The sequence below is a fragment of the Undibacterium cyanobacteriorum genome (assembly GCF_031326225.1).
Taxonomy (GTDB): Bacteria; Pseudomonadota; Gammaproteobacteria; order Burkholderiales; family Burkholderiaceae_D; genus Undibacterium; species Undibacterium cyanobacteriorum.
Genome location: NZ_CP133720.1, coordinates 3,091,400 through 3,111,301 on the forward strand (window position 1 = coordinate 3,091,400; position 19,902 = coordinate 3,111,301).

Consider the following 19,902-nt stretch of genomic DNA (forward strand, 5'->3'; position numbering starts at 1 on the left):
ATAATGGTCTATCACAGTTCAAATAAAATCGCCTTCCAAACGGGAAGTCATAAAAAAATAATGGATGCTATCCATGCGCATCCACCGGGAAATCATGAGGAAATTATGAAAAAAAGCGTCATCGCTCTCAGTATTGCCATTCTATTTTGCGCAGAAAACTCCCTCGATCGCACAGCATTAGCCAACGAGACTCAAGCAAAAGCCACAATAGCGAAGGTCAAATCAAGTGAACTCACTCTCGAACAACTGTTCCGTTCGAAGTCTTATCTGGGGAAAGCGGCACGGCAGCTGAAGTTCAGCCAAGATGGACGTTTCCTCGCTTATCTCTGGAATCCATTTAACGAAGAAGGTAGCGATCTCTACATTTATGACAAAGAGACAGGGCAAGTAAAACGTATTACATCGCCCAGTGTAATGAAAAATTTTGACGCACCTGAGGACTGGGATCGATTTGAAAAAAAACTAGCGCAAAAAGAAAAAGAAGTCGCTGAACGTCAAGCCAAAGCCGAGGCGCAAGCAGCTTATCTGCGCGGCGAGAAGGTCAATTTAAACCAGTGGGAAGAAGCTGCGATTGAGTCTCTCAAAAAAGAACTCGCTGAAAAGAAAGCTAAAGATGCAGCGGCCAAAGCTGAAAAAGAAGCCGAACTGAGCAAAGAAAAAAATGCAGCCGAATCTGCTAAGCAAACCCAATTAGCTGCAACACAAAAACAAAATGGCCTGACTGACGCTGACAAAACTACAGAATCCAAAAAGGATGCAAGCACCTCTAGCACAACCGGAGCGTCGTCTAACAAAGAAAAAAAAGACGCCGAAAAAGAACTATGGGAACTGCGTGACGAATTAAAGAAAAAACTGGCGAAAGAGAAAATCAAGCCGAACGATCTCTATCCTGGCGTCGAAAACATGGTGTGGGCGAAGAACAGTAACGAATTGATCTTCCAATATCGCGGTGATTTATTCCGCCTAAAAATGGATGGTACAAATTTCGAACGTCTCACCAAGACCGATAAGACCGAACGCATCATTTCTTATAGCGCTAATGACAGCGGTTATTTGTATATGGATGAACGCCGTATCTATCAAGCGGAGTTCAACAAAGGGCAACTACGTCAATTGAATCCTGAATTCATTCATGGCGATGAAGTAGAAAAGAAATACGCGATTGCCAATACCGTACTGAGCGAAGACAAGCAATGGATGGCAATCTCCGCTACGGCGGGACCGAGTGATCCATCGAAGGCACCGAGTGGCCGTCAAGTCGAGATCATGAATTATTCAGATCGCTTTGCCACAGCGAAGAAGATCGGCCGTGAAGTCTCCGATGACAAACGCACTGTACCAGCAAGTGCCTTGTATATTCGCCGTGTCAGCGATGAAACGATGCGCCAGCCGCAACCTGTTTTCACCAACGATGGTGGCGATGTTTGGTTCGAAATGAGTCGTGTGAACTTTAGCAAAGATGGACAACGCTATACGTTCGCGACATGGGAGCGAGAAAAAGAATTGCTGCGCATCTATGTCGGCACAAGTAGCAGCGACGTCAAACCAAGAATCGTTTTGGAACGACGCGGTAACGTCGGACATGAGGTCGTCGATGTCGTTACACCGCAATTCACACCTGATGGTAAGCAGCTCATTGCGATCCTTGATGAGCAAGGATTCCGTCAACCCTATCGCATCGATATCGACAAATCAGAAGCAAGCGCGATCCTTAAAGGTGATTTTGAAGCGCACCAAATTGTCGGGTTCACACAAGATAGCCAATCCATGTTTGTACTCGCCAATCGAGACGATTTTGCATCGATGAATATCTTTAAAGTCGATTTGAGTTCCGGATCGATGACCAGTTTTGGTAAACCTGGAGACTTTCACCGAACTAGTGTTATCAGTGAAGATGGAAAAAACATTGCCAGCGTTGCCGGTCAATGGTCTAGCCCACCGGAATTAAAAGTCATCAACACGATCGGCGACAACGCTCATAAATCCAATTCCAAGACGCTGACGGACAGCCATGATCCAGCTTGGAATGCGGTCCACCTTTTGCAGCCGGAACGCTTTACTTACACCAATCGCCACGGCGACAAGATTCAAGCCTACGTGTTCAAACCGAGTAACTGGAGTTCCTCAGATAACCGCCCCGCCATCGTGTACACCTATGGTGGACCTTTGGGTGATCGCCATATTATCGAGACCGATAGTTTCCAAGCGACTGCCTACCAATTTAGCATGTATATGGCAGCCAAACATGGTTACGTCACGGTCGCGGTCGATCCACGCGGACACTCCAACTATGGTCGAAAATTTAGCGATGCTAACTGGGAACAAGTTGGCAAACCCCAAACCGAAGATCTCGAAGACCTTGTGACTTACATGGACGCCAAACTCGGCGTTGATCGCAAACGCGTCGGTCTTACCGGCTGGAGCTTCGGTGGCTTTCAGACGCAATACACGATGTACACCAAACCAGATCTATTCGCCGCTGGCATCGCTGGAGCCGGTCCTACCGAATGGGAGAACTACAATAGTTGGTATAGCGGACGCACGATAGGAAAAGTCGATCGTAGTAAACCCGTTTTGCGACGTTATTCCTTGTTACCGCTGACGGTTGGACTGAAAAAACCATTGATGCTGGTGCATGGCATGCAAGATCCGAATGTACTGTATCAAGATACGGTGAATGTTTATCGTGCCTTGCTTGAAAACGGTAAAGAAAGCTTAGTGGATTTATTCCTCGATCCTGATGGAGAGCACGGCATGGGCGGCGCTGTCAAAGCAAAAGCTTGGCATAAGAAGTATGAGAGCTTTTTCTTGCAGCATCTTGGTCGTGTCCGATAATTTCTTTGAGTCTTTGTCTCGACTATCATGCATCCTGTTTTCTTGAAGATCGAAACTTGGTCAAGTTAGCGAACCAGCGAACCAGCGAACGAGACCTCCTTCAAGTCAGATGAAAAAAATCGGCCCTCTTTAGAGGGCCGATTTCATTTTATAAAGAGCGCATAATACTTTCTAACTGTTCTGTATGACGATGGCGCCACATTTCCAAGTCATCGATTTTTCGATTAAAGTCACGAATGGTGCGCGATAAGTCATCACGCTCTTGCTCCCGCTTCTTATCGATCTTTGCGTTCTCTTCGTTCTTCGGGCGATCCTTATTGTCACGGTCCCGTTTAATGTCTTTCTCAAGTCGGTTCAAACGACCTTCAACATCACGTCGACGTTCGATCATACTCGACAAGTCACGTTCAACACGGATCCGATCGCGCATCACAGCTTCATAACGTTCGCCACTTGCATAGCCGTGTTGTGCGCGTCCAAGCATCGTAGGATTACAAACATTCAAAGCGTAATAAGCAGAACGACGCCCAAATTCAAACGCATTTTGCGGGCTGCAATAACGTGCATTCTCCGCATACCAAGCTTGCATATAGTCATCCTTGGTCGAGGCTAACACGAATAACTTGTCGTTACGCGCATTAGCCATACGCTGTTCAAGTTGGTTCGGCTTGCCGAAGCCATCGTCGCGCCCTGCATCACTCCAATATTGACGCAAGCGTTGTTCCCACATCGACTGATATTCCGTTTCCGCAAATTTCACATTTCGTTTGCGCGCATCAACTCGTCGCATGTACAGATCCCAACCATTGGTTGCATCCGACCATGCGGTACGCTTCCAATACTCGATAATTTCTTTTTCCCAAGCGGTACGATAAGCATTTTCACGCACTAGCACGCCTTCGAGGTTGGCGCGTTTTTGATGCTCGAAAAAATGTTTATCACTAGTACCTTGGTGTGCGTCCTCAGTGCCGAGGCGAGCCCAATAGGCGTTATTGCCACGATCCCAGCCTTGACGATAGGAATCTAGTTGAAAGCGTATCTCACCAGCTTGTTGCTGACGTTGTTGTTCAACGCCAGCGGGACGTCCTGCGGCGCCATCTTGATCACCAATAGCGACCCAATACTCAGCATTTCCCTTCTGCCAACCTGCTTCATAGGCGCCAGGATTCAGCGGCGTTTGATTCTTCACGATTTTTTCGTTGGCGAGCTGCTGCGTGTAGTAGGTGAAAGGCCTCGGTGCTCGCCCATCAGTGAAACCCATCTGGTTCCAGAATTCGAAATTACCCGCCTGCCAGCCATTTAAATACAAGGCGCTCGACTCTTTCTTAATCTTATCTTCATCAAAATGCGCACAAAAATCGCGACGCTCGTCGAACTTAGCCGGCCCCCCGGCAACGCCATCTTTGTGCCCGATTTGTGTCCAATCACCCTGTTTGCAATCACGAATCTCCCGCATAGTACTGGCGCAACCAGTGAGGAAGACAACTGTTGTCATAAGGCCGGCGAATAGCCATTTTTGTCGATTCAGTGCATTCATATCTTTATAAGTAAGAAAGGATATTGATGTATTTAACATAGGTGTAATGAAGCAACGCACTCCATCAGCAAACTGTTGACGCCGCACTGCGCTTGAATTTCCGCAACGAGGGCGCATCTCCTAGAGCACATTTGTGCAAAAGCTGACACAATACACTACCCCCGCCTCCTACATTTATTTTTTGCCATGACAAATACCCAAGATGCTGGAGTCGATACCTCATCGATACCGCAGCAATCGAATTCGCAGAGCACCTTTCTGACTTTAAGTCGACTCTTGCCGTTTCTCAAACCCTATCGGCGTCAATTTGCATTCGCGGGTATCGCCTTGCTCATCGCAGCAAGCGCAACACTCACCATTCCCTATGCTTTTCGGCAAATGATCGACCTCGGTTTTAGTAAGATTGGGAGCGGCGGTAACGGCATCGAGCATGTCAATCTCACTTTTCTCGCGCTATTCGGTGTTGCAGTTGTGTTAGGCATCGCCACCGCCGCCCGTTTTTACATGGTTTCATGGCTGGGAGAACGCGTCACTGCCGATATCAGAAACGCGGTTTACGCTCATGTGATCACTCAGAGCCCAGAGTTTTTCGAGACCACGCAAACTGGTGAAGTCCTTTCGCGACTTACCACCGATACCAGTCTGATTCAAACGGTAGTGGGCACTAGCATCAGCCTCGCACTTCGCAATCTCCTCTTGTTTATCGGTGGTCTCGTCATGTTGTTCGTGACCAGCCCCATGTTATCGTCGATCATCATTGTGATGTTGGTCATCGTTATCTTGCCGATTATTTTCTTTGGTCGGCGGGTACGCAAACTTTCACGTGATTCTCAAGATAGAATTGCCGACGCCTCGGCTCTAGCAGGGGAAATTCTCAACGCTATGCCGACAGTGCAAGCATATACTCACGAAGAAATCGAAGCGAAGCGCTTCTCGAATTCCGTCGAGAATGCCTTCAAAACAGCTATGCGCCGCATTCGTGCACGGTCCCTCTTAACCATGATTGCCATCTTACTGATTTTTGGTGCGATCGTATTTGTGCTATGGCTCGGAGCCCATGCCGTAGTCAATGGCGAAATGAGTGGTGGCAAGCTCGGCCAATTTATTTTATACGCATCGATTGTGGCGGGTGCAGTTGGCGCTTTGTCTGAAGTACTGGGCGAGGCACAAAGAGCTGCTGGAGCGACAGAACGCCTTCTCGAGCTCATGTCGGTGCGATCACCAATTACAGAAGTAGATAATCCATTAGGGCTACCCGCAAATAACAGTCGCGGCGCAAAAATTTCTATTCGTAATTTACGCTTTCATTATCCATCACGACCAGAAACAGCTGCGTTAGATAAACTCAATTTAGAGATTCAAGCTGGCGAAACAATCGCCCTAGTAGGTGCTTCGGGTGCTGGCAAAACCACGCTATTTCAATTGCTTCTACGCTTCTATGATCCGGAGCAGGGAACCATCTGTATTGATGACATCTCGATTCGCGAACTCAACCTGTTAGAACTCCGAAGCACGATAGGGATTGTTCCGCAAGATACGATTATTTTCTCCGCCAATGCGTTGGAGAACATTCGCTTTGGACGAGCCGATGCCAGTGATGACGAGGTGATTAAGGCAGCAAAAATGGCCGCCGCACATGACTTTATCGAGCGCCTACCGGACGGGTACAATTCATTCCTAGGCGAACGCGGAGTTCGTCTATCAGGCGGACAAAAACAGCGCATCGCGATAGCGCGCGCACTTTTGAAAAATCCCCGCTTAATGCTATTGGATGAAGCCACCAGTGCGCTCGATGCAGAATCTGAACGATTGGTGCAACAAGCGCTCGAAACTGCCATGCAGGGGCGCACCACCATTATCATCGCCCATCGACTAGCCACTGTTAAGCGTGCTGACCGCATCGTCGTACTCGACCACGGCCACATCGTTGAAGTTGGCAATCACACTAGTTTAATGGCACTTAACGGCGCCTATGCTAAGCTGGCAAAACTGCAATTTCACATCGAAGAAAATTCAAACACCACCGAGGAGATAACATGATTGGCTATGTAACATTAGGCACCAACAATTATGAGGCAGCTGCAAAATTCTATGACGAGCTCTTGAGCGTTGTTGGAGCGCGTCGCTTTATGGAATCTGACCGTTTTATCGCATGGGCCGTCAGCCCAACTCAACCATCCCTCGGCATCATCAAACCGTTTGATGGGCAAGCCGCCAGCGCTGGGAACGGCACTATGGTCGCGTTAGTGGTTAATAGTCGAGACAAAGTCGATGCTTTATACGCTAAAGCCATCGAATTAGGCGCGCAAGATGAAGGTCCCGCTGGCCCCCGTGGCGATTCAGGCTTTTATGCTGGTTACTTCCGAGACCTAGACGGCAATAAACTCAACGTTTTCTGCATGGGATAAAACCTTGTAACTAGTCTTCAATTAAGCGTACCACAGAGCATCCCATTAAGAATCCCATTAAGAATCCCATTAATGCATACCGCGTATGCATGCAAAAAGAGCGATATCGATACACATCAATATCGCTCTTCCAATCACCTGAAGCCCCTTGACCATATCAGTCCGAGCTACCTTATTTTTCAAATCAAAAACGCTTGCTCACCGATACACGAGGCACGATCAGTTCTTCTGATATACCTGCTTACCGGCTTGCCAAGTTTGTAGAACCTGAGTCGCGTGAATATCCTTCACAGGTACCTTAAAAATATCACGGTCAATCACAATAAAGTCGGCCCACTTTCCTTGTTCCAGACTACCGATAATATTTTCTTGGTGTGCGGCATATGCGGCATCGAGAGTGAAGCAACGGAATGCTTCAAGACGCGTCATAGCTTGTTCTGGATGCCAACCACCTTTTGGCTTCTGCTCAAAATCTTGACGACTAATCGCCGAGTATAAACCCCAGAAAGGATTAGAATTTTCCACCGGAAAATCGGAACCACATGCAATTCGCGAGCCCTGCTTCAGGAAGGTTCGCCACGCATAGGCTCCTTTCAATCGCTGTTTTCCAACTCGATCTTCAGCCATATTCATATCCGAAGTCGCATGCGTAGGCTGCATTGACGGAATGATTCCATTCGACTTCAATCGCGGGATATCGTCTAAAGTCAAAACCTGAGCGTGTTCGATGCGATGACGTAACGACCTTGTTTTCGCGTCTTGATTAATCTGTGCCAAGCTTTCAATCACTTGTCGATTCCCTGCATCACCAATCGCATGCACGTTCACTTGATAACCCAAGTTTGCCGCTTTCTTCACCATGGCTTGCATCTCTGCATCGGGGACAAATAAAAGCCCCTTTGTTTGAGGCGCATCACTATAAGGCGCTAGCAAAGCTGCACCGCGACTTCCCAGAGCACCATCCGAATACAATTTGACTGCACGCAAGGCGTATTTATCGTCGGCGTAAGTGATCAATGGTTTTTGTTTGGAAACTTCGTCAAAGTAGCCCGTCACACCAGCAATCATTCCATAAACACGGGTGGTGAGTTTTCCGTTAGCGGCATATTCACGCATCAGCAGATCTTCTTCCTTGCCAACACCAGCATCATGCACCGAAGTAAGGCCCACACTTCGCAACTCCGCCATTGCTGCATCGAGAGCTAAACGCAACTCACTGTCGTTTTGGGTGGGGAGCACGCGTTCCATGAGCGACATCGCATTATCGACCAAAATACCGGTAGGTTCGCCCTTCGCATCACGTTCGATCTTACCGCCCTGAGGATCGACGCTATCACGTGTGATCCCGGCCAGCTTCATTGCTGCCGAGTTAGCCCACCCAGCATGGCCGTCTACTCGACGCAGCCAAACAGGCTTGTCTTTGACCACTACATCGATCTCAGCCGCCATCGGAAAACGTCCTAGATCCCAGATTGCTTGATTCCATTCACCACCGAGTATCCACTGTTGTTGCGGATACTTCTTCGCATAATCGGCAATCGCCGCCTGCGCCTGAGCGAGATTATTCGTAGCACGAAGACTGAGACGATTAACAGCAGTTCCTAATCCAAAAACATGTCCATGCGCATCGATCAAACCCGGCAACACAGTTTTCCCTGCGACGTCGACTATCTTCGCACTCGAATATTTTCTGCGTAATTCAGACGCCTTACCGACCGCCAATACCTTCCCATGATCGTCGAACACTAAAGTGTCGAAACGCTTCAATTGACCTTGATGCTGCAACGTGTAGCCATTTGCATTCACCAATAGTGTATCTGCATACAGATCTTTAAAAGGCAAACATGTCGCACTAAGAATCGCCAAAGTACAACTTGCTTTTGTTTTGAAACTGATCTCCCGTGTCTTCATTTTATTTCCTGTCTTCTGTGGTGAAATGTGCGACCAACTCAATAAGCTTGTTAAGCGCGTTATCAAAAAATTGAACACGCTTATGAACTGCGGCTCAAACAAACACTCTCGCCAAACGCAGTTCCGACTGAGTGAATGACCGATACTCTCATTATGAATCGAAGCGTCGAGATAAGTCTCCAAAACTCTTCGAACAAATTGAGTAATGCGTCATCGACATGCATACAAGGAGTAAAAATTTCCGTGCGGATACTTTTTATACAAAAGGGTTCAATCGTCGCACTTTTTAATCAATTTGCTTGACCTTGAAAGCGAGCTTTCATTACACTTCGGTGTCCTTTTGCCTTGCACTTCGCCGGCAAGCTTTCCCTGCTTTAATTTTATGCGACTAAGACTCTCGGTTGTAGCCATTAGTTCCGTTTTCGCTTTGCTTTCACAAGGCACGGCGTTTGCACGCGAAGACGGTGATGATCTACTTAAACTGAGTAAGAATCTTAGTGTCACCGAGGCGCCTAAAGCCTCTCTCGAAGCACGTCCTAACGAGCTAAAAATAGACGATAGTGAGCGTCATGCGCAAGAGCCAAGTCTCAACATCGTCGAAGCTGATCTTTGGAGCCGCATTCGAAATGGCTATGCGATTCCGAATCTTGAGAACCGTTTAGTCAACCATCAAACTGAATGGTATGGTGCAAGGGTTGATTACTTAAAACGTATTATTCAACGTGGCTCACGGTATTTGTACCACGTGGTCGAAGCCCTCGACAAACGCGGCATGCCAACTGATTTAGCACTGCTGCCTTTTATCGAATCGGCATTCAATCCGAATGCTATTTCGAGTGCAAAAGCATCCGGTATGTGGCAATTTATGCCTGCGACTGGTCGCGACTTCAACTTAAAGCAAAGTTTATTTAAAGATGATCGTCGCGGAGTCCTCGACTCTACCGAGGCGGCACTCGATTATTTACAACGGCTCTACAATATGTTTGGTGACTGGCAGCTTGCCCTAGCCGCCTACAACTGGGGTGAGGGCTCGGTACAGCGCGCCATCAAACGACAACAAGCGAAAGGCTTACCAATTGACTTCGACAGCCTTTCAGCTCAGATGCCTGCAGAGACGAAAAACTACGTCCCAAAGTTACAAGCTGTCAAAAACATTATTGGCAATCCAGAACAATTTGGTCTGAACCTACCGCCCTTGGAAAACTCGCCCTATTTCACCAGCGTGAAGAAAGAAAAAGATATTGACGTTGAATTGGCAGCGCGTCTCGCCGATATCCCTATCAGTGAATTTAAAGCGCTCAATCCGCAATTCAATCGTCCCATTATCACAGGCGGCAATAACACTTCGATTCTACTTCCGATCGACAAGGTAGCAACCTTCGAGGATAATTTCAGCAATTGGAAAGGTCCATTGTCTTCGTGGACGACGCTTAACATTCAAAAGTCTGAACGCATTGAGACTCTCGCATCTCGTTATGGATATCAAGCCGATATCGTGCGCGAAGTGAACGCGATTCCAGCAAAGACCGTGATCAAAGCCGGTTCGACCATTCTGGTCCCAAAATCTGATAAAGCGGCCGACGAAGATATTCCAGCGCATATCGCAGAACAAGCCCAACTCAATATTGAAAAGGCTGGTGTAAGCACTCGTAAAATCGCGATCAAAGTCGGACGTAAAGATAATTTGAATACCTTAGCCAAGCGATATAAGGTCAGCGTAGCGGATATTAAATCTTGGAACAAACTGAGGTCTGAAAAATTAGTCGCAGGGCAAAAACTTGAACTGCAAATCGCTACGAAAGAAAAGCCAAGAAGTCTGTCAGAAAAACAGCTTGCATCGAAAAAGAATCATTCAACTAAAGCCCATTCACGCTCCATTCAAAAGGCTGCCAATACTCCAGGGCGCCGTCATGCCCGCAAGGCCTAACTTGACGCGCTAAACGCAGACGGCTGCAATGCTGCAGCGCTCCAGCAAAATATCGACTGATTAAAAACGATTCGGGCTCGCTGTACACCTTCACCCACGTCCGAACCAAGAGACTTACCTTTGACCCGCCGGTGACTTGTTTCTCCTGAATACCGCGACGTTTGATGCAATCCAAAAATAAAAAAGGGCGACCGAAGTCGCCCTTTTCGAACTAAAGCATTGAATTATTTCGCGTTCGCGTAGATCGTCCAGTAACGAGCTAAGTCACCACTACCATCTTTACCCTGAACGCCTTTCAAGACTTTCAAGCCATTGGATTTTTTGCCCGCCATGATATAAGCAATCCCTAAATGCAAATTCGCGTCATCAGGATATTTCAAGCTATCCTTCTTAATGCCACGTTCCATCATTGGAATACCCTTGTCGAAGTCACCTGCAGTCGCATAGGAGAAGCCCAGTGCGACCAAGGCTGTACCTTCAGCAGATTTCTCAGCCTCAGCTTCAGCATTCGCGGCTGCAGCTTTAGCGTCAGCATGCTTCTTGTTTGCCAAGTCGCGCAAACGGCCATGACGAGCCGCTTCGTTTCCAGTACCTAAAGCACCAGACTTGAAGCCTGCGTCGATGATTTTCAACGCTTCACCAGTGTTACCATCTTGGATCGCGATTTGCGCCATTTCCATGTAGTCTTTGGTATCTTTGATTAAGCCTACTGCAAACTTCAAACGATACAGATCCATTGTCAAACGTGAAGAAAAATCTTTATTACGCTCAACAGCATTAATCAAATTCTGCCAATATTCTTTCTTACCATAGAAAGCCACCAATTTTTCGAGTGCACTTTGGTAGCCCGCTTTATCACCAGCACGTTGCGCACCATTTGCGTAGAACTCTAATGTTGATTGTGGTGGTACACGACCCGCTTTTTCTGCAGCCTGAATCTCGGCCTTGACGTCTTTCATAGCACCGCCAACGTCACCACTTTGCGCCTTGGCTTGTGTCAAATACTGACGCAAGGAAGTATCGGTACCGCCCTCAGCAAAATAGCGCTCATAGGCTTTTGCTGCCTTCGCATAATTACCTGCTTTGTAGTAAGAGTTTGCCAGGACTTGGATCAACTGTAACTGTTCTTTACTACCCAATTTATTGGCCGCAACGATAATTTCGCCAGAACGAATAATCAGATCATTATCACCAGTTGCAGAAGCAATGGCGAGGCGCATACGTTCAATTGTGAAGCTTTCATTGACAGTCTTACTGCCAATGCGGTCTGTTTCCTGCAATTTTGCGAGCGCATCACGATATTTCTTGGCGCGGAACATGTCACCCGCTTGTTGAACTAATTTGCCCACCTCTGGACGCATCGCCTCCTGAGCGTACGCAATATTACCAACACCTGTCATTTCAGGAATTGCTACAGAACCAAGCGCAGCGAAAACAATCGCAAGTTGTGATAAGCGTAGGTGCTTCATAGTTGATCTCTCAATCAAAAAAATAAAATTTAGTACTGCCGAGTGGATAAGAGTTTTACCTCTAAACAGACTATCAGAGTCTACACGCAATTGGACATCATAACGTGCAAAGAAACATGCCTCAATACAAAAAAAGGCAGGGAAATCCCTGCCCTCTTCTTAGTTGATTGATGTTGCCACAATCAATTCCAGAATTAGTTTTTCAAGAACTGTTCGTTACCAATCATACCCAATTTCGTAATACCGCGGCTTTGAGCTGACGCCATTACGCCAGCAACTGCTTTGTACGGTACCAAACGATTTGGTTGCAAATGAATTTCTGGTTGAGGATTTTTCGCTGCCGCAGCAACAAAACGGTCTTCCATTTGCGAACGATTTACAACTTCACCATTCCAACTGATTGTGCCATCAAAATCGACGTCAATTTTAATGACTTCTGGTGGTTCTGGTGGTGGTGCAGTTGGCGTGTTGTTTGGCATGTTCAAATTCACCGCGTGGTTCGCCACTGGCAAAGTCGTAATAAACATAATAATCAACACCAACATAACGTCAATCATTGGCGTCATGTTCATTTCCATCATTGGTTCCACATCACCGCCGGAACCCGAGCCTATATTCATACCCATGGCATTCCCCTATTAGTTCTTGGCTGGTGGTTCTAATACGAAACCAACTTTTTGAATACCTGCGCGTTGTACAGTCAGCATTGTTTTACCAATTGCTTCATAACGTGCATTTTGATCACCACGAATATGAACTTCAGGTTGTGGTACCTTAACCGATTCAACCTTCATTTTCTCGAAAAGTTCATCTTCTGATGCAACTGGTGTCCGAAATCCACGCCAAAATATGTCGCCGTCTTTATTGACGGTAATGATGATATTTTTAGCGTCAGGATTGTATGGATCGTTTTTCTCAGCTGGCAATTGAACCTTTGCCAACTGAAGCACTACTGGCGAAGTAATGATAAAAATGATCAACAAAACCAACATAATATCGACCAAAGGGGTCGTATTGATCGTGCTGTTCAGCTGCTCATCATCACCGTCGCCGCTACCGATTTGCATTGCCATAATAGTTTCTCTTTATCTCAAGTTCACATTGGTCTTGTGCAACTTCAATACTGGCACACAAGACCTCTATGAATTTTTTCGTAATAGCGATATTGGGTATTACGTAGATTATTTATTTGCAGATGCTTTGCTCATTGCGCCAGACAAAACTACCGCATGCAAATCAGCGCCAAACGCACGAACTTCTTCCATTGCAGCTTTGTTACGACGCAACAAGTAGTTGTAACCCAAAACAGCTGGGACCGCAACGAACAAACCGATCGCTGTCATGATCAAAGCAGAACCAACAGGACCCGCAACTTTGTCGATAGAAGAGTTACCAGATGTACCGATCGCGATCAACGCGTGGTAAATACCCATAACTGTACCGAACAAACCAATAAATGGTGCTGTAGAACCAACAGTCGCCAAGAATGTCAAGCCTTCACCCAAACGGCTCGATACTTTGTCAACAGAACGTTGAATAGACATTGTTACCCATGAATTCAAGTCGATTTGTTCTAACAACGCACCTTCGTGGTGCTGACTAGCGCTAATTGCAGAGTCAGCGATGAAACGATATGGGCTGCCTTCTTTCAAGCTAGACAAACCTGCGTTCACGTTTGCTGCCTTCCAGAACTTGCGAGCATCCTTCGCTTGACCGTTCAATTTAGTCAAGTCGATGATTTTTGTGACCAAGATGTACCAAGAACCGATGGACATCAAGACCATGATTACCAATGTTGCTTGGTCAACCAAAGTACCATTCTTGATCAAATTTGTGAGGCTGTACTGATCAACCGCTTCAGTTTTTGGTGCTTCAGCCGCTGGCACAGAAGCTTCTGGGGAAGGTGCTGCTGGAGCAGCCGCTTCAGCTGCTGGAGCTGACGCTGCTGGTGCAGATGCGTCTTGAGCGAATACGGATGCGGATGTCAAAGAGGCTGTCAATGCAAACAAGACTGCCGCCAAGAATGTGCTTACTTTAGCGCGGGTTTTCATGTAGATACTTCCTTTAAAAAAAATTTAATACTTACGTTGGTTGTGAGTAAAACGATACGTCTCTGACTCTTGTTACTTGTTGGCTTTGTTTTAATCAAGCTTCCAAACGTAATCAACACGAGTCGTGGTAGCTTGAGCCTTGCCATCCACTGTTCCAGGTTTATTTTTGCACGACCCGGACAACAATTGGGCACGCACAGCGTTGTCTAGCCCCCTGAATCCACTAGACTTCACGATAGTAACATCTGTCACATTACCATCAGCACCGACAGTAACGGACAAACCCGTCACACCAGTTTCTTCGTTGCGCAATGAAGCACGCGGATATTCTGGCTTACATCCAGATTGCTGGAAATCAATATGCGCAGGAACAACCACTGGTGCAGCTGGAGCTTTTGGAGCTTCAGCTACAACTGGCGCCGCTGTTTTTGCCATCGCATTTGTATCAGGTCTTACGTTAGACACTGTAGAAATTGCATTTGGCGATGGTGCTTGTTGCTGAACCTGCACCTCAGGTGGAGGAATAAAAGGTGGAGGTGGCACAGCCAATTTCGGCGGCGGTGGCGGCGGTGTATCTGGTGGTGGCGGTGGCGGTGGTGGCGCCTCTTTAACCACAGCTTCCATTGGCTTCGGGATAAATGGCAACACTTTGTGCGCCAAACCACTGACGAATGCCCAGCCAATAAATACGTGCAAAACAATAACCACACCCAAACCGGCAAACTTCCTACCCGGTTCTTGTTGGCGTCCTGAAAAATCCATACCTACTCCTCCAATACCACAACAATTTCAATTAGGTTCAAACATATAAAACACAGCTCTTGAAATTGGATGCCTGAATCGCATCTAAAGTTCAATATTGCCTCTTACTGCCAGCCACCTGACCTTGACCGGCACACTGTTTGCGCCCCCATACTCAAACAAACTGCTTGAACCTAAATTCGAACACACCTGAGTGAGTACAACTATTTGCTTACCAATCGTTTGTCGAACTTCCGACAGACCAACAAATTTGGCAAATACTTCACCAAATTCATAACACCCTTTCGGACATTAAGAAAATTGAAGCGGCCCGTTCTACTGAAAATGTTTAGAGTGTGTCGTCAAACATCTGCCAATAAAACATTGTTTTTTTTAAATCTTTACGAAAAACAGCGACTATTTTGACATAAACAAACGAGCTAATGGAAGTTGCTTTTATGCTGCCCTGCAGCATAAACTTTCATCCTTTGCAAACATTTGAATTTAGTCTTTTGTCGATATCACCACGAAAGATGAAATTGAAACAAAACTTTCAATTCGCGCCCTAGATACCAGTTGACACTCACCACCAGACGACTTACACCACCATCGTAAGCCAGTAGTGCAATTACGTGCTGTGTAGCAAGATGATTCTTGAAAGAACTAAGACAAATGTAGTTTTACATCGTGTTGCCTGACCGTCAAGAAGATAAATTGTTGCAGTGCTGCATTTTTCACACACTTTCAATTTTGAAGCGAATTTTCTTGACAACTTGCGAGTAATATATTTAGCCGAATTCAAACGTAAGCACCGAAAAGCCGCATACTATTTGCCCTAACTGGCGCGAACTACTACAATGCCGACCTGTCCGCTGCTTCCTCCGCATTTATAACAAGATTCTTGGAAGCTCGTCTAGAAACCGTAACCGCATTCCCTCTTCTCTGTCATTTCATAGCGCAGAACTTTTGGGATAAGGTTAGCACTTGGAGTTGATATGGCATTTTTGCAAGGCAAACGAATTCTCATCACCGGTCTGCTCTCTAACCGTTCGATCGCCTACGGCATCGCACAAGCATGCCGTCGTGAAGGCGCTGAACTAGCGTTCACATATGTTGGTGATCGTTTTAAAGATCGAATCACTGAGTTCGCCAAAGAGTTTGATAGTGAGCTCGTATTTGACTGCGATGTGAGTAGCGACGAACAAATTAACCAAGTCTTCGTGGACCTACAAAAGTCTTGGGATAAGCTCGACGGCGTGGTACACGCAATTGGTTTCGCTCCACGTGAGGCGATTGCAGGCGACTTCCTCGACGGTTTTTCACGCGAAGCATTCCGCATTGCACACGATATCTCGGCCTACAGTTTCCCAGCACTGGCGAAAGCTGCCTTGCCTATGATGAATGAAAATTCATCTCTTCTGACGCTGTCCTACCTCGGCGCGATTCGCGCAATTCCTTACTACAACACGATGGGATTAGCAAAAGCCTCACTCGAAGCGAGTGTTCGCTACTTAGCAGAGAACTTGGGCAAGAAAGGTATTCGTGTCAATGGAATCTCAGCTGGCCCAATCAAGACTCTCGCAGCAAGTGGTATTAAAGATTTCAGCACCTTACTCGGCTTCGTCGCCGAGCACGCACCATTGCGCCGTAATGTGACGATCGAAGAAGTTGGCAATACTGCGGCCTTCTTGTTGTCGCCACTTGCAAGTGGCATCACTGGTGAGATCACCTATGTTGACGGCGGCTTCTCCCATGTGATGGGATTGACACCTGACTAAACCTCTGACAAAAAAAGCGATCGCGAAAGCCGAGTGAGACATGTCTCCTCGGCTTTTTTATTGACGAGCACAGCCCTGCGCACGGCCATCTAACGCCTTAGATTCACAAGTTTCTGCTGCATGGAATCCAAAAATGCTGTATAGTCGCGTTTTTGCACTGCAATATAAGCAGTCGCAGAGTAAGTTTGTAGCACCGTAGCCCTTGTGGAACACTCGCTAAAAAGGCTTTGCCTTTGGCACGCTTTCACAATGTAAAGCCCTCCCGCCTTGTATGTCTGGCAGCACTCATAGACATCGTCCCGGCGCAAAGCTTTTGTGCCGAAATTTCATCGTATAGCTTTATTTTGCTTCGCGCTTTGCGTGAGGTTTTGCTTTTCTTTGTTCATTTCGTTTGCTTGGAGCTGCTTTTGACGCGGAGTTTTTTTGCTCTCCGCAAAACCATAACGAAAGAAATTAAATGAGTTTTGAAACACTAGGCCTTCACCCATCGATTCTGCGCGCTATTGCTGAGACAGGCTACACCACGCCGACAGCAGTACAACAACAAGCGATCCCTGCAGCGATTGAAGGCCGCGATTTGCTGGTTTCCTCACAAACTGGCTCCGGAAAAACGGCTGCGTTCATGCTGCCAGCACTCCACAAATTAGCAGCGGCAGCCGCCGCTGAAGGCACAGCAGCCCCATCGAACCGTACACCAAATCAAGAACGGCAAGCGGCGCGCGCCCGTGGCGAGCGTCCACGCTTCCAAGCAGCGAAACCAAAAATGTTGGTACTCACACCGACTCGCGAATTAGCTTTACAGGTCACAACCGCGACAGACAAATACAGTGCTTACTCACGTCGTCTCAAAGCTGTTTCGATTCTAGGTGGCATGCCATATCCAAAACAAATGCAATTGTTGTCGCGCAATCCAGAAATCTTGGTAGCGACACCAGGTCGTTTGATTGATCACATGGAATCAGGAAAAATCAATTTCTCTGAACTCCAGATTTTGGTTCTTGACGAAGCCGATCGCATGTTGGACATGGGTTTTATCGAAGACATCGAAAAAATCGTCGCAGCGACGCCTGAAACACGTCAAACCATGCTGTTCTCCGCCACTTTAGATGGCGTCGTTGGAAATATGGCGCGTCGTATTACGACTGAGCCATTGGTCATCCAGATCGCTAGTTCAGCCACCAAACACGAAAATATTCAACAACGCGTCCACTTCGTCGACGATTTGTCTCATAAGAACCGTTTGTTAGATCATCTATTGCGTGACCAGTCACTTGATCAAGCAGTCGTTTTCACTGCAACAAAACGTGATGCGGATACCATTGCAGATCGCCTCAATATTGCTGGTTTTGCAGCCGCGGCTTTGCATGGCGATATGCATCAAGGCGCACGTAACCGCACTCTCGATTCCTTGCGTCGCGGCCAAGTTCGCGTATTGGTCGCAACGGACGTTGCGGCACGTGGTATCGATGTGCCAGGTATCACCCATGTTTTCAACTATGACCTTCCAAAATTCCCAGAAGACTATGTGCACCGTATTGGCCGTACCGGTCGTGCTGGCCGCAAGGGTTTGGCAGTGTCTTTAGTAAATCACGCTGAAAGCATCAATGTTAAGCGCATCGAACGATTCACAAAACAGTTGATTCCTGTCGATGTCATCGAAGGTTTCGAACCTAAGAAAACAGCTGCTGCAGCTCGCACACCGACGCGCAAACCAAGTGGCTGGAAGCCAGGTGATAAGCGCAAGTCTGGCAATAACTTTGGCAAAGCAAAGACAAGTCAACGTAGCTTCGCAAAACCTGCAGGCGCGAGCCGCGGAGAAGGCGGTTCTGGCTTCGGTGGCAAATCACGCTTCAGCGATGCTGGCAGTAGTCGACGTAGTTTCGGTGATCGCTAATACCACCGGCTCTAAATAATCGCCAATAAGACGGTCGCTTACGCAATGTAAGCGACCGTTTTTTGTTTTTGCGGTCGAATGTATCGCCATATCTGCAGCCGGTTTGCACTTCTCGCTTGCACTCACCTATAATCGTCCAACACGATAGTGCATCAACATAACGTATCAATCTGGCTTTCGGCCACACTCGATCTAGATAACGAATTAAAAAAATGCAGACTGATTCCATTCGACTGACCTCTTTCTCTCATGGCGGCGGCTGCGGTTGTAAGATTGCGCCCGGTGTTTTGTCAGAAATTCTCAAAAAGACACAAGGCTTCGCGATCCCGCCAGAGCTGATGGTGGGAATCGAAACCTCGGATGATGCGGCTGTCTACCTGCTCAATGATGAGCAAGCCTTGATTGCGACTACCGATTTCTTCATGCCGATTGTCGATGATGCTTACGACTTCGGTCGCATCGCAGCAACCAATGCGATTTCAGATGTCTATGCCATGGGCGGTACGCCAATCATGGCTTTAGCCTTGGTTGGGATGCCGATCAATCAAATTCCACTGGATGTGATTGGGCAAATCTTGGAAGGTGGTGCCAGCGTCTGTCGCGATGCCGGCATTCCTATCGCCGGTGGACACAGTATCGATTCCGTCGAACCGATCTATGGACTCGTCGTTTTGGGGCTCGTTCATCCGAGTAAAGTAAAGCGCAATTGCTCGGCAAAAATCGGTGACCAAATTATCCTCGCCAAGCCACTTGGAGTGGGCATTCTGTCGGCAGCATTAAAAAAACAGAAGCTGGACCAACACGGCTATGCAGAAATGATTCGGCAGACCACCAAACTCAACAAACCAGGCATGGCACTCGCGAAGCTCGAAGGTGTTCATGCGGTCACTGATGTGACTGGATTTGGTTTGCTAGGTCACCTGTTAGAGATTTGTCGCGGCTCACAACTTGGTGCGAAGATTCGCGTTCGCGACGTTCCTTTACTGCCGATGGTGCGCGACCTCGCCGAACAAGGATGTATTACAGGCGCATCTGCGCGGAATTTTTCTTCATACGGCCATGAGGTCGACCTCAATCAATGCGATCCAATCACGCAAGCTCTGTTGTGCGATCCACAGACAGCTGGCGGCTTACTGGTTGCTTGCGCCAAAGAGAATGTAGAAGAAGTCTTAGCGATCTTTAAGAGTCAACAATTTGAAGACGCCATCGTGATTGGTGAAATGGTCGAAGGCCCGGCGCGCGTCAGTTTGGACTTTGCATGAGGTCTCAAGGAGCCACGACCTTTCGCCTGAAGATTGACAACAATACGATCTGAACAAAGTCGATATTACAGTTAGCGCAGATCAAACAC

14 protein-coding genes are annotated in these 19,902 nt (G+C 47.3%); 7 read left to right on the forward strand and 7 right to left on the reverse strand.

What is annotated here, in order from left to right; all coding sequences use genetic code 11:
• The first annotated feature begins 105 nt into the window (after positions 1–105).
• A complete protein-coding gene (locus RF679_RS12985) occupies positions 106–2,835 on the forward strand; it encodes a S9 family peptidase (RefSeq protein ID WP_309481056.1) in 2,730 nt (909 codons plus the stop codon).
• 148 nt (positions 2,836–2,983) lie between these two features.
• Here the strand turns inward: RF679_RS12985 and RF679_RS12990 are convergent, their stop codons facing one another.
• Complete coding sequence (locus RF679_RS12990) at positions 2,984–4,330, reverse strand: DUF2799 domain-containing protein (RefSeq protein ID WP_309481057.1); 1,347 nt, start codon at positions 4,328–4,330, stop codon at positions 2,984–2,986.
• A 228-nt stretch (positions 4,331–4,558) separates the two neighbouring features.
• On the opposite strand from RF679_RS12990, the gene RF679_RS12995 reads away from it, so the two are divergent.
• Together RF679_RS12995 and RF679_RS13000 are read left to right on the forward strand one after the other, a co-directional pair.
• A complete protein-coding gene (locus RF679_RS12995; RefSeq protein WP_309481058.1) occupies positions 4,559–6,412 on the forward strand; it encodes an ABC transporter transmembrane domain-containing protein in 1,854 nt (617 codons plus the stop codon).
• Positions 6,409–6,780 (forward strand): VOC family protein, encoded by a 372-nt coding sequence (locus RF679_RS13000; protein WP_309481059.1) that lies wholly within the window; start codon positions 6,409–6,411, stop codon positions 6,778–6,780. Before RF679_RS12995 ends, RF679_RS13000 begins: the two co-directional genes overlap by 4 nt.
• A 219-nt stretch (positions 6,781–6,999) precedes the next feature.
• On the opposite strand, the gene RF679_RS13005 is transcribed toward RF679_RS13000, so the two are convergent.
• Positions 7,000–8,691 carry an amidohydrolase gene (locus RF679_RS13005; protein ID WP_309481060.1) on the reverse strand — a complete coding sequence of 564 codons (1,692 nt, stop codon included), beginning with the start codon at positions 8,689–8,691 and terminating at the stop codon, positions 7,000–7,002.
• A gap of 382 nt (positions 8,692–9,073) precedes the next feature.
• Between RF679_RS13005 and RF679_RS13010 the strand changes: the two genes are divergently transcribed.
• Positions 9,074–10,618, forward strand: a complete 1,545-nt coding sequence (locus RF679_RS13010; RefSeq protein ID WP_309481061.1) for a transglycosylase SLT domain-containing protein — start codon at positions 9,074–9,076, stop codon at positions 10,616–10,618.
• Between the two features lie 224 nt (positions 10,619–10,842).
• Here the strand turns inward: RF679_RS13010 and RF679_RS13015 are convergent, their stop codons facing one another.
• The 5 genes from RF679_RS13015 to RF679_RS13035 form a co-directional block, all read right to left on the reverse strand.
• Complete coding sequence (locus RF679_RS13015) at positions 10,843–12,087, reverse strand: hypothetical protein (protein WP_309481062.1); 1,245 nt, start codon at positions 12,085–12,087, stop codon at positions 10,843–10,845.
• A gap of 194 nt (positions 12,088–12,281) precedes the next feature.
• Positions 12,282–12,713, reverse strand: a complete 432-nt coding sequence (locus RF679_RS13020; RefSeq protein WP_309481063.1) for an ExbD/TolR family protein — start codon at positions 12,711–12,713, stop codon at positions 12,282–12,284.
• A gap of 12 nt (positions 12,714–12,725) precedes the next feature.
• Positions 12,726–13,160 carry an ExbD/TolR family protein gene (locus RF679_RS13025; protein WP_309481064.1) on the reverse strand — a complete coding sequence of 145 codons (435 nt, stop codon included), beginning with the start codon at positions 13,158–13,160 and terminating at the stop codon, positions 12,726–12,728.
• Positions 13,161–13,268: 108 nt separating this feature from the next.
• The gene (locus RF679_RS13030; protein WP_309481065.1) at positions 13,269–14,138 is read right to left on the reverse strand and encodes a MotA/TolQ/ExbB proton channel family protein; all 870 of its coding nucleotides are present in this window, start codon (positions 14,136–14,138) and stop codon (positions 13,269–13,271) included.
• A gap of 90 nt (positions 14,139–14,228) precedes the next feature.
• On the reverse strand, positions 14,229–14,900 hold the full coding sequence (locus tag RF679_RS13035) for an energy transducer TonB (RefSeq protein WP_309481066.1): 672 nt from the start codon (positions 14,898–14,900) through the stop codon (positions 14,229–14,231).
• Between the two features lie 974 nt (positions 14,901–15,874).
• On the opposite strand from RF679_RS13035, the gene fabI reads away from it, so the two are divergent.
• The 3 genes from fabI to selD all read left to right on the forward strand — a co-directional run bounded on the left by fabI (position 15,875) and on the right by selD (position 19,813).
• Positions 15,875–16,657, forward strand: coding sequence for an enoyl-ACP reductase FabI (fabI, locus tag RF679_RS13040; protein WP_309481067.1), 783 nt, complete (start codon positions 15,875–15,877; stop codon positions 16,655–16,657).
• 457 nt (positions 16,658–17,114) lie between these two features.
• Positions 17,115–18,551, forward strand: coding sequence for a DEAD/DEAH box helicase (locus RF679_RS13045; RefSeq protein ID WP_309481068.1), 1,437 nt, complete (start codon positions 17,115–17,117; stop codon positions 18,549–18,551).
• A gap of 212 nt (positions 18,552–18,763) precedes the next feature.
• A complete protein-coding gene (gene selD, locus RF679_RS13050; RefSeq protein ID WP_309481069.1) occupies positions 18,764–19,813 on the forward strand; it encodes a selenide, water dikinase SelD in 1,050 nt (349 codons plus the stop codon).
• Positions 19,814–19,902: the final 89 nt, after the last annotated feature.